The 13,923-nt window shown below is 67.0% G+C and carries 13 protein-coding genes; 4 read left to right on the top strand and 9 right to left on the bottom strand.

Annotated elements, in window-relative coordinates; translation table 11 throughout:
* Window position 1: 1 nt before the first annotated feature.
* Window positions 2–778, bottom strand: coding sequence for an MHFG family PEP-CTERM protein (locus PFX98_RS05815; RefSeq protein WP_285234233.1), 777 nt, complete (start codon window positions 776–778; stop codon window positions 2–4).
* Window positions 779–984: 206 nt separating this feature from the next.
* Between PFX98_RS05815 and PFX98_RS05820 the strand changes: the two genes are divergently transcribed.
* Window positions 985–1,389, top strand: coding sequence for a response regulator (locus PFX98_RS05820; RefSeq protein ID WP_285234234.1), 405 nt, complete (start codon window positions 985–987; stop codon window positions 1,387–1,389).
* 72 nt (window positions 1,390–1,461) lie between these two features.
* Here PFX98_RS05820 and PFX98_RS05825 read toward each other — a convergent pair whose 3' ends face one another.
* From PFX98_RS05825 to PFX98_RS05845, 5 genes are all read right to left on the bottom strand, one after another.
* Window positions 1,462–1,881 (bottom strand): SWIB/MDM2 domain-containing protein, encoded by a 420-nt coding sequence (locus tag PFX98_RS05825; protein WP_285234235.1) that lies wholly within the window; start codon window positions 1,879–1,881, stop codon window positions 1,462–1,464.
* A 193-nt stretch (window positions 1,882–2,074) separates the two neighbouring features.
* Window positions 2,075–3,190, bottom strand: coding sequence for an alpha-hydroxy acid oxidase (locus PFX98_RS05830; protein WP_285234236.1), 1,116 nt, complete (start codon window positions 3,188–3,190; stop codon window positions 2,075–2,077).
* Window positions 3,187–3,870, bottom strand: a complete 684-nt coding sequence (locus PFX98_RS05835; protein WP_285234237.1) for a Fe2+-dependent dioxygenase — start codon at window positions 3,868–3,870, stop codon at window positions 3,187–3,189. The genes PFX98_RS05830 and PFX98_RS05835 overlap by 4 nt, the downstream gene beginning before the upstream one ends.
* 9 nt (window positions 3,871–3,879) lie before the next feature.
* Window positions 3,880–6,141: a TonB-dependent receptor gene (locus PFX98_RS05840; RefSeq protein ID WP_285234238.1), complete on the bottom strand. Its 2,262-nt coding sequence runs from the start codon at window positions 6,139–6,141 to the stop codon at window positions 3,880–3,882.
* A 124-nt stretch (window positions 6,142–6,265) separates the two neighbouring features.
* Entirely contained in the window at window positions 6,266–6,943 is a 678-nt protein-coding gene (locus PFX98_RS05845; protein ID WP_285234239.1) for an energy transducer TonB, read from the bottom strand.
* A 282-nt stretch (window positions 6,944–7,225) separates the two neighbouring features.
* On the opposite strand from PFX98_RS05845, the gene PFX98_RS05850 reads away from it, so the two are divergent.
* Window positions 7,226–7,582 carry a phage holin family protein gene (locus tag PFX98_RS05850; RefSeq protein WP_285234240.1) on the top strand — a complete coding sequence of 119 codons (357 nt, stop codon included), beginning with the start codon at window positions 7,226–7,228 and terminating at the stop codon, window positions 7,580–7,582.
* On the opposite strand, the gene PFX98_RS05855 is transcribed toward PFX98_RS05850, so the two are convergent.
* Window positions 7,579–9,171, bottom strand: a complete 1,593-nt coding sequence (locus tag PFX98_RS05855) for a M48 family metalloprotease (protein WP_285234241.1) — start codon at window positions 9,169–9,171, stop codon at window positions 7,579–7,581. The two genes, PFX98_RS05850 and PFX98_RS05855, sit on opposite strands and share 4 nt — an antisense overlap.
* A 97-nt stretch (window positions 9,172–9,268) precedes the next feature.
* On the opposite strand from PFX98_RS05855, the gene moaC reads away from it, so the two are divergent.
* On the top strand, window positions 9,269–9,754 hold the full coding sequence (gene moaC / locus PFX98_RS05860; protein ID WP_285234242.1) for a cyclic pyranopterin monophosphate synthase MoaC: 486 nt from the start codon (window positions 9,269–9,271) through the stop codon (window positions 9,752–9,754).
* Window positions 9,755–9,883: 129 nt separating this feature from the next.
* Complete coding sequence (locus tag PFX98_RS05865) at window positions 9,884–11,545, top strand: PglL family O-oligosaccharyltransferase (RefSeq protein WP_285234243.1); 1,662 nt, start codon at window positions 9,884–9,886, stop codon at window positions 11,543–11,545.
* 26 nt (window positions 11,546–11,571) lie between these two features.
* Here PFX98_RS05865 and PFX98_RS05870 read toward each other — a convergent pair whose 3' ends face one another.
* Both PFX98_RS05870 and PFX98_RS05875 read right to left on the bottom strand, forming a co-directional pair.
* Window positions 11,572–13,308 (bottom strand): PglL family O-oligosaccharyltransferase, encoded by a 1,737-nt coding sequence (locus PFX98_RS05870; RefSeq protein WP_285234244.1) that lies wholly within the window; start codon window positions 13,306–13,308, stop codon window positions 11,572–11,574.
* Window positions 13,309–13,363: 55 nt separating this feature from the next.
* Window positions 13,364–13,801, bottom strand: a complete 438-nt coding sequence (locus tag PFX98_RS05875; RefSeq protein ID WP_285234245.1) for a pilin — start codon at window positions 13,799–13,801, stop codon at window positions 13,364–13,366.
* Window positions 13,802–13,923 lie beyond the last annotated feature (122 nt).

The following is a 13,923-nucleotide window of genomic DNA, read 5'->3' on the forward strand; positions in this document are numbered from 1 at the left end:
CTCAGCGCAGCGGGCGGCGCCGGGCCATGAAGCCCAGCGCGGCCAGGCCGGCCAGCAGCATGGCCCAGCTGCCGGGTTCGGGCACCGGCGTGGTGACGTTGCCATTGGGGCCGAGCGGCAGGCCGGGCACCGGCGGCGGGGACAGCGGCGTGGGGCGCACATCGACGATCAGCGTGCCGCCGTTGCCGGCGGGCAGGCCGAGGCCCGAGGCGGTGGGCGCCAGCGGCGTTCCGGCCACCTGGTTGAAGCTGCCCTGCGCACCGCCACCCATGTCGCCACCGGCGGCCGGCGGATCGAACTCCAGCGGCGTCTCGTCCTCGCGCGCGGACGAGGCCACCGTGGTGGCAGCGGCCGGCGCCGTGGCCACCGGGCGCGCGGCCAGTCGCTTGATGCGGCTGACGTTACGGCACACGGTCGGCACGATGATGCACTGGCCATCTTCGCAATAGACCAGGCCGCGCTCCTCCTGCTGCTCGCTCCACTTCACGCGGCTGACCGTCGTGCAGACGCTGCCGGCACCGAAGTGCATGTCGCGGATCTCGTTGCTGTACTGGGCCTTGCCGGTGATGCTGTCGCGCTTGATGCTGGCGATCTCGTCGTACTGACGCGCCTGCATGCGGGCCTTGAGCTTGTCGCGCGTGGCCTGCGGGATGTCCTTGTAGCGATCCACGGCCGCCACCACATCGCCCATGAAGGGGTTCACGCCCGGCCGGTCCCACGAACAGTGGGGCAGGGTGGCGCTGGATGCGGCAAGGGCAAGGGCAGCGACGAGGGACATAGGGCTTTCCGGGTTGCGACGGCGGGCTGAGGGACTACGAGGCGCAAGTGTAAGTAGCGGTGACGCGCACCCTAGGGTCTTCCCCCCCATGCAAGGGGGCCGCCATCCATGCCTTTGTTCACACTTTTCGCCGCCGCATGCGGGCCTGCCGCCGGCCGGCCAATCGCTGGTATCGTGCGCGGGCGCGCCCGCTTGCCCAACCCACCATGACCCTGCCCTCGCCCGCCCAACCCAGCACGCACCAGGTGCTGTACGTCGAAGACGACCGCATCAACATCATCCTGATGGAAGAGGTGTTCCGCCTGCTGCCCGACTGGACCCTGGTGTGCGCCGAAGACGGCGCCGAGGCCTTGGGCGTGCTCAACGAGATCAGCCCCGGCCTGGTACTGATCGACATGAACCTGCCCGACATGAGCGGCATGGACTTGCTCGCGCGGCTGCGCGCCGATGCGCGCTGGCAGGCGCTGCCCTGCGTGGCGCTGTCGGCCGACAACGATGACCAGCAGGTGCGCGCGGCACGCGCGGCCGGCTTCATCGACTACTGGCTCAAGCCCATCGAGGTGCCGCGCCTGAAGGCCGCGCTGCAGCGCTTCATGTCGGCGGCGCGCTGAGCGCCATAAAAAAGGCCCGCGAACCGCGGGCCTGATCGTCAGAGTCCGGCCCGCGGTTAGCGGGCCGTCATCTCACTTCAAGTGGCTGTTGATCAGCTTGGTCATTTCGAACATATCGGCCTTGGCCTTGCCGAAGATTTCCTTCAGCTTGGCGTCGGCGACGATGATGCGCTTCTGCACTTCGTCTTGCAGCTTGTGCTTCTTGATGTATTCCCAGACCTTCTTGGTCACGTCGGTGCGCGGCAGAGGAGCTGCACCAACGATGGCTGCCAGCGCTGCGCTGGGGGTCAGGGCCTTCATGAAGGCTGCATTGGGCGTGCGCTTCTTGGCGGGTGCAGCGGCCTTCTTGACCGGAGCTGCCTTCTTCGCCGGCGCTGCCTTCTTTGCAGGAGCTGCCTTCTTCGCAGGTGCTGCGGCCTTCTTGGCCGGAGCTGCCGCCTTCTTGGCCGGTGCCGCCTTCTTAGCGGGCGCGGCCTTCTTCGCAGTTGCCATTTCGATTCTCTCCATCAAAGGTTGGTTGATGTGCCGGGCCCCGGGCGAAGGTCTGACCCTTCATTTCTCTCTAGCACCCTGCGCAGGCAATGGTACTGCGCACCTCTGGCATTGAGAAGGCTTTCATAGGGGAAGTTGCAGCGAAGAGTTGATGAATAGCACCCAACAAACCCTCATGTGTCGCAGCCGTGCATCACTTGTGCGCGGACCACAGCAAATGCGGGCCCGCATCGGCCAGTGTCTTGCAGCCGCACAAGGCCATCGCGATCTCGAGTTCATCGCGCAAAAGCCGCAGCGCATGCGCCACGCCATGCGCGCCGGCGGTCGCCAGCGCATGCATATAGGGCCGCCCCAACAGCACCGCATCGGCGCCTAGCGCGATCGCCTTTAGCACATCGGTGCCGCGCCGGATGCCGCCGTCGACCAGCAGCGTCGCGTCCTCGCCGAGCGCCGCGCGCAGCGGCGGCAGCAGTTCGGCGCTGGCCGGCAAGGTGTCGAGCGTGCGGCCGCCGTGGTTGGAGACGATCAGCCCGGCAACGCCGCGGCGCAGCGCCTCGCGGCCGTCGTCCACATGGCTCACGCCCTTGAGCAGCAGCGGCAGCCGGCTGTGCGCGCGCAGCCAGTCGATCTCGTTCCAGGTGGCGGCACGCGGCATCAGGCCGTCGAACAGCGCGCTCTGGCCGGCCTGCAGCTGCAAGGCCTGCTTGACCCCGCCCAGATTGACGGCGCGGATGTGCGGCGGCAGCTGGAAGCCGGCGCGGCGCTCGCGGTCGCGCGCGCCATGCACCGGTGCATCCACCGTCAGCACCAGCGCCTGGTAGCCGGCCGCCTCGACGCGCTGCAGCAGCTCGCGCATGAACGCGCGGTCGTCGCGCCAGTAGAGCTGGAACCACAGCGGCCCCGCCTGCGGCTCCTGCGCAAAGGCCGCCGCCACCGCGCCCATGTCGACGCTGGACTGCGCGCTCAGCACCATGCCGGCGCCCTGCGCCGCGGCGGCGTAGGCGCTCGCCAGCTCGCCGTCCGCATGCACCAGCTGCTGGTAGGCGATCGGCGCGAGCAGGATGGGATGCGCCAGCTCGCGGCCTAGCAGCGGCACGCGTGTGTGGCCACCGCCGAGCGCGCGCAGCACGCGCGGCTGCAGCTTGATGGCGTCCCAGGCGCTGCGGTTGGCGCGCAGCGTCAGCTCGTCGGCCGCGCCACCGCTGAGATAGGCCCAGGCCTGCGCATCCACGCGCGCCATCGCATGGGCCTCGAAGTCGGCCAGGTTGACGACCTCGGGCGGGATCGGCTGCAGCGCGGACAGGCTCATGTGTCGGCCCACATGCGCAGCAGGTTGTGGTACGTGCCGGTGAGCTGCACCGTGGCGGCGCTCTCGCCATGCTCGCTGCGCATCGCGGTGAGTGCCAGGTCCATCTCGTAGAGCAGGCGGCGCTGCTCGTCGCTGCGCACCATGCTCTCGATCCAGAAGAAACTGGCCAGCCTGGCGCCGCGCGTGACCGGCTCGACGCGGTGCACGCTGGTGCCCGGGTAGAGCACGGCATCGCCGGCCGCCAGCTTGACGCGCTGCTCGCCATAGGTGTCGGCGATCACCAGCTCGCCGCCCTCGTAGTCCGTGGGTTCGGCGAGGAAGACGGTGCAGGAGATGTCGGTGCGCACGCGCTGCGCCGAACCCGGCACATAACGGATCGCCTGATCCACATGGTCGCCGTAGTGGTTGCTGTCGCCGCCGTAGCGGTTGAACATCGGCGGCAGCACGCGCTTGGGCAGGGCAGCGGTGAAGAACAGCGTGTTGCGCTCCAGCGCGGCCAGCAGCAGGGCCTGCAGCTGCCGGGTGGCGGGCGCCTCACGCGGCAGCTGCTGGTTGTGCTTGACCTGGCCCGCCTGGCTGCCCGCGGTGCGCGCGCCGCTTTCCCACTCGGCCTCCTCCAGCCCGGCGCGCAATTGGCGCAGGGTCTCGACGTCCAGTACCTCGGGAATGCGGATCAACATGGCGGACTCCTAGAACTTGTAGCTGCCGGTGAGCTGGAACATGCGGCCGGCGCCCGGCACATAGTGGCCGGTGTAGAGCGAGTCGGCATAGAGCTTGTCGGCCACATTGCTCACATTCGCCTTGAACAGCAGCTTGTTGGCGATCAGCGCGTACTCGGCCATCAGGTCGGCGGTGATGAACTTGGGCGCGTAGAAGCCGGGGTTGCGGTTGGGCTGCTGGCCGCTGCGCCCGTTCAGGCCCGCGCCGACGCGCAGCTTGGGGCTGAGCTGATAGGTGGTCCAGAGCGTGCCGGTGTGCTGCGGCGTCAGCGAGGGGCGGTCGCCCTGCATCTCGCCGCTGCCGGCCGAGCTGATGTCGATCTTGGCCACCGGCATCCACATATAGGAAAGGAAGATCTCCCAGTCGGCCGTGAGGCGGCCGCTGAAGTCCATCTCCACGCCGGCGGCATGGCGCTTGCCCGACAGCGTGACCAGATTGACGAGCGGATCGGTGTTGCGCTCGTGCAGCTTGGTAGAGCGGAACAGCGCGAAGCGCGAGCTCAGCTTGCCATCGGCCGAATCGATCTTGGCGCCGAGCTCGAGGTTGATGGACTGCTCGGGCGGCAGGTTCTGGTTGTCGGCGCCCAGCGAGTAGGCATCGCCCGAGGTGTTGAAGGAGGTGGCCGCCGAGGCGTGGAAGGACATCAGCTCGTTAGGCTGGAACAGCAGGCCCAGGCGCTTGCTCCATTCCGAGATCTTCATGCGGTAGCTGCTGGTGCTGACCGGCGCGCTGGCATTGTTCGGGATGGCAAAGCTGTCGTAGTCGCCGCGCAAGCTGTCGTAGCGCAGACCGGCCAGCAGCTTCCATTGCGGCGCCACCTGGATCAGGTCCTGCGCATACACGCCGAAGGCGCGCGAGCGGTATTCGCTGGTGCGGCGCAGGCTGCGCCGGCTCTCGTCGATGGCGGCGCCATCGTCCGGACGACCCACCGTGGTGCTCGGCTTGACCGGCACCACCCCACCCTGCGCAGCGGTGAGCGCGCCGTAGACCTGCTTCTTCTCCAGCGACATGTCGGCGCCGGCCTGGAATTCATGCCTGACACCCAGGGCGCTGATCTTGCCGGCCAGGTCGCTTTGCGCCTGCAGGCTCTGCATGTCCTGGATCTTCAGCTGCGTGCCGCGCACGAGCACGGTGTCGGGGCCGAAGCTGGCCAGCGACGCGGCGATGCCGCCCGGCTGCAGCGCCGCCGGTGCAAAGCGCACCGTGCCGGCGCGCTGATCGCGCGTGTAGTCGGCCTGGCGGATCTTGGTGACGAGCTCGAGCTGGGTGCCGAAGCGGTGGGTGTGCGTCAGCGTCGCATGGGTGGCGCTGCCATCGTTGCGGTCGCTGGCCATGCCGTAATAGGCATCAGGCGACACCGGCATCAGGGTGGTGCTGGCAGCCGGCGCGGTGGGCGTGGGCTTGATCCAGGGCATGCCGTAGTTCATGCCGTTGTTGTTCACCAGGTGGTAGAGCGCGAGGTTGAACTCGTCCACCTCGCCGATGCCCCAGCGCAGGCTGCCGGCCACGCCGGCCTTGTTGATCGATGAGCCGGCGCCGTTGTTGTCGGAGCGGGTCAGCATGGTGCCGATGCGCGCCGCGGCGCTCTCGCCCAGCCGGACATTGAAGTCGCCCACCGCACGCACGCCCGCGTGGCTCGACACCGTGACATCGAGCTGATGCTCGTCGATCAGGCGCGGGAGCTTGGTGACCTGGTTCACCGCGCCGCCGGTCGAGCCGCGGCCGAACAGCATCGAGGCCGAGCCGCGCAGCAGCTCGAGCCGATCGAGGAAGAAGGTGTCGCGCTCGTAGAAGGCGGGATCGCGCATGCCGTCGACGAACACGTCGCCGGTGGCCTGCAGCGGGAAGCCGCGCAGACGGATGTCCTCCTCGCCGCCCTCGGCCGCCTGGAAGGTGATGCCGGCGGTGTTCTTCAGCGCCTCCTTCATGGTGTCGAGGTTGCGGTCATCCATCAGCTTCTCGGTCACCACGGTGATCGATTGGGGGATGTCGCGCAGTTCCTGCTTGCCCTTGCCGATGCGCGTCTCGACGGCCTGATAGCCGTCCTTGCCGCTCTTCTCGGCCGCGGCCTTGGCGCGCACCACCGGCAGCACGTTGTCGACCGCCTCGTCGCTGGCAGGCGGCAGCTGCTGGGCCCAGGCCGTGCCGGCCAGGCCGAAGCCGGCGGCCAGGGCGCCCAGCGGCAGCAGCTTGGCGCCGGAGGTGGTTTTTTTCTTGCGGGATGAAGTCATGAGAGAGAGCTCCTGGAGTTGGGGCATGGCTTTGCCCAGGCGGCCTCCAGAGGCGCCGCCGGCATGGCTAGCGGGATTGGATTGAATTGAATGGAAGAGAAGGGTCAGGTCTTGCGCGGCGGGCTCAGCGCTCCAGTTCGTAGGACAGGGGCGCGATCACGAACCATTCGATTGCCTGGCCGTTCTCGGTCTGGGGCTTGAAGCGCGCCTGCCGCATCGCGGCCAGCGCCTGTTCGTCGAGGCGCGCAAAGCCCGAGGACTTGTGCAGCAGGATCTGCTTGGGCAGGCCCTGGGCGTCGACCAGCACGCGCAGCAGCACCACACCGCTCTCGCCGGCGCGGCGCGACAGCATCGGCACCTCGACCGGCGGCGCCACCAGGTAGCGCACGGCACCGGCGGCGATCTGCTTGGGCGCGGGCGGCTGGAGCGGCTGCACCGCCACGGCGCTGACGGGCTCGCTGGGCTGCGACGTGGCGGCGGGCGTCGGCGGCGCGGCCTGGGTTGCAGCAGCGCTGGGCGCTGCTGCCGCGTTCACCTGGAACACCGGAATCAGCGTGGCCGGCTCCAGCTGCTGCAAGCGCGCCTGCGGAGGCGGCGGCAGGGGCAGGGGTTTGGGCGGCTCGGTGCGCTGGGGTGCGCTGACGATGCTGACCACCAGCGGCGCCAGCTTGTGCACCGCTTCGCGCATCGGCGCGATGTGCATGATGGCCCAGATGCCCAGCAGATGCAGGGCCAGCACCACCACACCGGCGAGGCGCGTGCCGCGCCCGGCCTGCGGCTCGTAGCGCAGCGGCGTCAACATGGGCAGCGCTGGCAAGGCAGCGGCCACGGCCCGTGCAGGCGCACGCTCGACACGCGGCGGGTCCGGCTGCAGAGACATCGGTCCGTAGGGCGCGAGAGAGGCTTGAGGCATGGTCGTGGCGGCTTGCGGGCGCAGCCTGTCTGGCTGCCAGGACGACATGCTACAACAAATGCGAATCGTTCGCATTTGCTTTTCATCAAACTCACGCAAACTTCCACCTAGGGCAAAGCCCTGAGGTGGCGCCCCTCACCGGGGTCGGGCCCTGCCTGTATGCTTGCCCGCATGAAAACATTGACGCGTTGGCTGCTGCTCTCCGGCGCCCTGCTGCTGGTGGCGCACCTCTACCCCGGCGTGCAGGTGACGAGCTTCAGCTCGGCGATGATTGCGGCGCTGGTGCTGGGCCTGCTCAACACCTTGCTGCGCCCGCTGCTGGTGCTGCTGACCCTGCCCGTGACGGTGCTCAGCCTGGGCCTGTTCCTGTTCGTCATCAACGCCCTGATGTTCTGGGCCGCCGCCTCGCTGCTGGACGGCTTTGCGGTGACGGGTTTCGCCGCCGCGCTGATTGGCTCGCTGATCTACAGCCTGTGCGGCATGCTCATCGACGTGGTGATCGAGCGGCTGTTCGTCAGCGCAGACTAATTGGGCAGCTCGGCGCCAGGCGGCGCCCCGCGCGGATACATATCGGCCAGCAGCTGGCGGCGCTCGTAGAGCAGCGCGCGCAGGCGCGCATCGATCACGGCGGCCTCGAACTGATCGGCCTCGCGACCACGCGACTGGCGCAGGCCCGAGCGCATGCGGTCGATGGCGCCATTGAGATCGCCCATCGCGGCCTGGGCCTCGGCCTGGGCGCGCACGGCGCGCAGCGGCTGGCCCAGCTTGTCCCAGAGCAGGCCCAGGCTGCTCCAGGCGCCGGCATCCTGCGCGTGCAGGCTGACATGGGTCTGCAGCGCCTCGCTGCTCTCGCGCAGCTGCGCCTCGCGGGTATCGACCAGCGCCAGCTGCGCGCGCATCAGCAACATGGGTCGCGAGCGCTCGCCGGCCAGAGGCGCCAGCGCGGCCAGGCCGGCCACGGGCTGGCTGCGCGCGGCTTCTAGCTCGGCGCGCAGATAGACCAGCAAGCGGCGCGCGCGCGCATCGGGCCCCAGCATGTCCAGCAGGACATTGGCGGTCTTGATCGCGCTCTCGGCGCGCGCCCAGTCGCGCATCTTGATCGAGGCCAGCGCACTGGCGTAGCGCGCCGCCAGCTGCTCGAAGCCCTGGCCCTGGCGCGCCCCGGCGTCCAGCGCCTGCAGCTGCGCCCAGGCCTCGGCACGCGCGTCCATCAGCACGCGCGCACGCGCCGCCAGCAGGGCATGCTCGGCCACATTGGGCAGGCTCTGCACCTCGCCCGTGCCCAGGCGCGCACGCGCCTCGCCGATGCGCTCGCTCGTCAGCGGGTGCGAGCGCAGATAGGGGTAGCTGCCCGTGTCCATCAGGTGGTAGGCCTGCTCCATGCGCTCGAACATGCTGGCCATGCCGGCGGGCCGGAAGCCGGCCTTGGTCATGACCTGGAAGCCGACGCGGTCGGCCTCGCGCTCCATGTCGCGCGAGAAATTCAGTTGCAACTGCGCTGCGGCGGCCTGGCCACCCACGATGGCCGCATTCGCGGCGCCGACGTTGCCGGACTTGGCCGCGGCCAGCACGCCCAGCAGCATGCCGGCAGTGGCCAGCAGGCTGGTCCGCGAATCCCCCACGATGCGGCGCGCGATATGGCGCTGCGTCACGTGCGAGAGTTCATGTGCCAGCACCGAGGCGAGCTCGTCGCGCGCGCCCGTCATCGCAATCAGACCCAGGTGCACGCCGACGAAGCCGCCCGGCAGCGCGAACGCATTCACGCTGCGATCGCGCACCAGAAAGGTCTCCCATGCAAAGCGGTCCACCGTGTCCTCGCCGATATTGCCGAGCTGCTTGGCCGATGCCACCAGCGGCGCCCAGGTCGCCTCCAGATACTCCTGCAGCAGGGGATCGTCGAGGAAATCGGGATCGGGCCGGATCTGCCGCATCACCTGATCACCCAGCTTGCGCTCCGCGCCGACGTCCACGTCCGCCGACACGGAATCGCCCAGGGCTGGCAGGTTGACCTGCGCGATGGCCGGGGTGTTCAGGCTGGACGACACCACCAGCGCGGCCACCAGCGCGATGAGGCGGCGCGGCGGCGGCGATTGCAAGGCTCGCAAGAATCGGGACACGGTCGAAGTTCTCCTGGGGCAAGTGCGGCAGCGTCGCTGACGACTCTGCCACAACTATGATGAGCGGCCACAGGTTTCTGCTTTATTGCTGCGCGCCATGAGCTCCCCATCACCGCTGACCCATTTCGATGCCCAAGGCCAGGCCCATATGGTTGATGTCGGCGCCAAGGACGTGACGCACCGCGTCGCGCGCGCCACCGGCCTGATACGCATGCTGCCTGCCACCCTGGCCCTGATCACCGCGGGCACCGCCAAGAAGGGCGATGTGCTGGGCGTGGCACGCATTGCCGCGATCCAGGCCGCCAAGCGTACCGCCGACCTGATCCCGCTATGCCACCCGCTGCCGATCACGCGCGTGGCGGTGGAGTTCGAGATCGATGCCGCTCGGCATGCCGTGCACTGCAGCGCGCAGGTGGAGACGCTGGGGCGCACCGGGGTTGAAATGGAAGCGCTGACCGCCGTGCAGATCGGCCTGCTGACCATCTACGACATGTGCAAGGCCGCCGACCGCGGCATGGTGATCGATGGCGTGCGGGTGCTGGAGAAGCAGGGTGGGAAGTCGGGGGACTGGAAGGCGCCATAAGCACTTCAGCTCAACGCACTTTTAGATAGCCTCGACAGCTCTTTGCGCTTCAACCTCCCCTCTTCTCTTCCAAACATGCACACCGCTGTTCATTGGTGCTTGGCGCTCGTAGCTTGCTGCGTTCCGCCGATGATCAGCTACAGCTTGCCGCCCTCAAGCGGCGTTCTCAATCAAGCAGCTGCAATGATGGCGTGGGCAGCCTTGGCCATTGCGCTCTGCGCGACGCTGCGCAAGCGCGATGTTTGGTCTACTGCCGCCGTGCCAACGCTGCTGGCCTTGGCTGTGCTTTCCATCGGAATCATTGGGTCCGCCGCCTGGAACCAACTGCCCCAGCCGCTGGCCTTGATGTCGATCGGCGCCGTACTAGCGACTGCTGCACTGTTCATGGTGGGGCTGGCGTGCCGCGAGGCGGGCTACGCTGAATCCTTGATCTCGATGCTCGCCGCGGGATTGGTAACGCTAGGCAGCATGCTGGCCCTTGTGTGCGTGATTCAAGTACTGGCACCGCAATGGGCCGATGGCGACTGGATTGCGCGAACCAGCCTGCCCGGCCGTGCCATCGGAAACATGAGGCAGCCCAACCACGTTGCCGTCTTGCTGTGCTGGTCCTTCGTGTCCGCACTCTGGCTAGGGGCGACGCAGCGCCTCAGCAAACCGCTGGTGATGGCTTTGCTGGTGACCTTCGGATTTGCCATTGTGCTAACTGCGTCGCGTACCGGCCTGGTAGGTTTGCTGCTGCTGTCCGTTTGGGGTGGTGTCGACAAGAAACTTCCGGTGTTCATCAGGCGGGCGTTGGTATTCACCCCTGTGCTGCTGGCCGGAGCGTGGTTTTTGGCTGGCGCACTGACGCAGGGCGGTGACCAGGCCGTTGGCGCTGCCCAGAGAATGACCGAAGGCGGGGGCTCGCCGGCGCGGATGGCCATATGGAGCGACGCGATCGAGTTGATCCGGCGCTATCCCCTGCTGGGTGTTGGCTGGGGCGAGTTCAATCTGGCTTGGACGCTCTCGCCCTTCACTCGTCGCTCACCCGTCGCCTTTGACCACACGCACAACCTGCCGCTACAGCTGATCGTGGAACTCGGGCTGCCGATGGGGCTTGGCGTCTTGCTTCTGTTGATCTGGGGCATGCGGCTGCTGGCCCGATCGCTGCGGGCGGCGCAGGGGGCTGAGGCCGTTGCGCTTCGATGCGCGGCCATGATGCTGGCGCTGGTTGGCCTCCACAGCCTGCTGGAGTTCCCGCTCTGGTACATGTACTTCCTGTTGCCGACAGCGCTCTTGTGGGGGCTGTGCTCGGGACGGCCCACGAGCCCGCGTCCCGCGCCGGCCGAAGCACAGATCCTGCCGTGCAGCACCTTGCAACTGAGTTGCGCGCTTGTACTCACGGCCGGCTTGGTCATGCTGCTCGACTACTCTCGGGTGACCGTACTCTATGACGAACTCCCAGCCGCGGACATGCAGTTTGAGCGCGCCCAGCAGGCCTGGCTGTTCGGTACGGCCGCGGACTACGCCTACGCGACGCACTTCCCAGCGTCCGCGCAGACACTGCCTGCCGCGAGGCGTGCAGCGCACTTGGTCGTCGACGCCCGCCTTTTGATTGCGTGGGCTGAAGCCCTTGAAGCCGCCGGTGACATCGACCGCGCTCGCTACCTCGTTGCGCGACTGCGGGAATTCCAGGCGCCAGAGGCCAAGGAATGGTTAAGAAGATGCGAGGCCCCAAAAGATTCCGAGAAGGGCGCCATCGGACTTTGCGACGGATCTTCCAAGACCTTCACCTATCGCGACTTTCTCTAGAGCAGCAGTTGCTGCGCTCTTATCAGTCAACGCAGTGCTTCAAACCCGTAGACCTGGCTCGGCGCCTCGCATTGAAACGGCAACACTTCAGCCGCTGATGGCTTATCGCAAGCCGCCAACCATTCAGCGCCTTGCGCACTGCGAAACTCTTTGAGGCGCTGTACCACGTAGCGCGCCTTGTCGTCATCGCCCACGGCATGAAGGGAATTGGCCCAAGCCATCATGAGCCGAACATCAATCAGCTGATGCGAGGTACGACGAGTAGCCTCGAGCGCCTCCGCACCTGAGGGCAAGCTGGTGGCTGCTGCATAGTCAGCCTGGGCTGAGAAGAAGAGGCTTTGCTGCGCCTTTTGAATGCGCTGCTCCAGGGATGGCGCATGCGCTGACGGCGCGTATACCTCGACCACGCTCAGGTAGTCACGTGCGGCGTAGGCAGAACCCGCCAGCATCAGCACGCCGGCCAATTGCATTGCTGCCTTGGGCAGGCGGCGCGATACCACCGGTGCCGACCACCCCTGGCTCAGCCCCAGCGCAAATGCCGTTGGCAACAGGAAGTAGGCATACCAAAGCGGATACTCGAGCAAGCTATGCAGGCCGATCATGAGCACCAGCATGAAGACGCAGCGAAGCATCACCGCATCCGGACCGTCGGCACGCAAGCTCGCGAAAAATGCCTGCCCGAGTGACCATGTGAGCAAACCCAGGACCAGCAGCCCCATCGGCCAACCCAACTCGACGAGCAGTTGCAGAGGCAGGTTGTGGCAGTGATCGAAAAAAGCAACCGGGCGCTCTGGAAACGGCGTCATGCTCCACGCCAAGTTGAACTCACCCCACCCCACGCCGGCCAGCGGGTGCTGCTTCAGCAATGCCCAAGCGTTGGACATGACCGCCAACCGCGACGGCGAACCCGCTCCCTCTGCCAACCTCGACTCAGCCCCGAATGCATGCTGGCCTGCGCTGGCCCAGTCCGACACCAGCCACCAGCTGCAGGCCAACATCAACGGGGTGCTCAGCAACAAGACACGCGTACCTCCTGTGAGCCTGCGATCGAACGCACCCCATGCAGCCAATAGAAGCACCGCCAACATGCCGGTTCGAGATGCACTCAACAGCATGGCCAGCACCAGCAGCCACAACACCGCGCCCAGCGCGAGGGACACCCGAACACGGGCCGCCCTCGGCCTGTCGCACACCTCCGCCAAAGCCACCGCCGCCACACACGCCCAAATCAGCAAGCTTGCCAAGTGATTGGGCTGCCGCATATTGCCCACGGCGCGTCCGGCAATGCCTGAGCGAGCAATCCAATTGCCATCCGCCCAATCCGGCATAAAGACCTGCACCAAGCTGACCAAGGCGCTGACCAACCCCGCCAGCAGCAGCCCCCACATGAAGGCTTGCAGCCACATGCGCTTATCCACCACCGGCAAGGCCGCGGCCAAGGTTGCGGTGACTGCTGCGGCCAGCAAGAGCGCGGCACTGGAGAGTGCCAATGATTGCGGCTGCATATGGAGCACCGGGGAGCTCAATGCCGCCAGTGCCAGCAAACACAGCGCCCCTACAGCCGGAGACGCCCGCCAATCGAGCCGGGAGGCACGCGTCGCTGCAACCGAGACCAGCAAACCCCAGCCTGCGACGGCCATGAGTTGATTGAAGAGCGTGGCGGAGGGTGTCAGGTTGTAGGCCAACAAAGGCGGCAGCGCGCACGCCAGCAAAGCCAACAAAAACGGCGACAACCCCATCTCGGTCTCTTTGAGCGATTTCATCGGCGGCACGATATCAGCTCCGCCGGGCGCCCCGAGCGTGGTCACCGGAATCGGCTCAAGCCTTGGGCAAGAATTTCGGCGCCAATGTGCTGCTTGGATCGACACTCCACCGCAAGCCCATCGCAGAACATGCGCCGGCGTAGACCAAGGTACTACCTGCGGTGACGTCGCCAAAAGCCTTCATGGTGATAGTGATGCGAGCAGACTGCGAACTCAAGCCCTCGGCCAAAATGGACTGAACCACCTTCGGGGTATCGTAGGCCGTGGCCGGAGGCAGCCCCAGCTTCGCATGATCGGCACCATCCAGGTAACGCCCGGTGCACGCCTCCCCCAGCGCCAGCATGACAGGTTGGGCAACGCCAACTGCTTCATCGACGCGCGCCTTGCTCACGAAATCACGGTAGAACGCCGTGGCCAAGGCCAGCAGAACCCCGAGCGCGCCCAGCGCGATCAAAATTTCCACAAGCGTGAATCCTTTCTGCCTTGCCACCATGCCTGTCACCGCCTCGAGTACGCCGCAAGAAGATGCAACTGTAGCCCCGCCCAATTGACAACCCAAAAGCAAACAAGGCGACCTATACAGGTCGCCTTGTCAGAGTCTATGCCTCGGCATAG

The organism is Paucibacter sediminis, assembly GCF_030254645.1.
Taxonomy (GTDB): Bacteria; Pseudomonadota; Gammaproteobacteria; order Burkholderiales; family Burkholderiaceae_C; genus Paucibacter_B; species Paucibacter_B sediminis.

Coding starts and splice junctions, on each gene's coding strand:
- PFX98_RS05865 (WP_285234243.1), top strand. CDS start 9,884: ATGATCAGCTACAGCTTGCCGCCCTCAAGCGGCGTTCTCAATCAAGCA.
- PFX98_RS05870 (WP_285234244.1), bottom strand. CDS start 13,308: ATGAAATCGCTCAAAGAGACCGAGATGGGGTTGTCGCCGTTTTTGTTG.
- moaC (WP_285234242.1), top strand. CDS start 9,269: ATGAGCTCCCCATCACCGCTGACCCATTTCGATGCCCAAGGCCAGGCC.
- PFX98_RS05820 (WP_285234234.1), top strand. CDS start 985: ATGACCCTGCCCTCGCCCGCCCAACCCAGCACGCACCAGGTGCTGTAC.
- PFX98_RS05835 (WP_285234237.1), bottom strand. CDS start 3,870: ATGTTGATCCGCATTCCCGAGGTACTGGACGTCGAGACCCTGCGCCAA.
- PFX98_RS05845 (WP_285234239.1), bottom strand. CDS start 6,943: ATGTTGACGCCGCTGCGCTACGAGCCGCAGGCCGGGCGCGGCACGCGC.
- PFX98_RS05825 (WP_285234235.1), bottom strand. CDS start 1,881: ATGGCAACTGCGAAGAAGGCCGCGCCCGCTAAGAAGGCGGCACCGGCC.
- PFX98_RS05850 (WP_285234240.1), top strand. CDS start 7,226: ATGAAAACATTGACGCGTTGGCTGCTGCTCTCCGGCGCCCTGCTGCTG.
- PFX98_RS05830 (WP_285234236.1), bottom strand. CDS start 3,190: ATGAGCCTGTCCGCGCTGCAGCCGATCCCGCCCGAGGTCGTCAACCTG.
- PFX98_RS05840 (WP_285234238.1), bottom strand. CDS start 6,141: ATGACTTCATCCCGCAAGAAAAAAACCACCTCCGGCGCCAAGCTGCTG.
- PFX98_RS05815 (WP_285234233.1), bottom strand. CDS start 778: ATGTCCCTCGTCGCTGCCCTTGCCCTTGCCGCATCCAGCGCCACCCTG.
- PFX98_RS05875 (WP_285234245.1), bottom strand. CDS start 13,801: ATGGTGGCAAGGCAGAAAGGATTCACGCTTGTGGAAATTTTGATCGCG.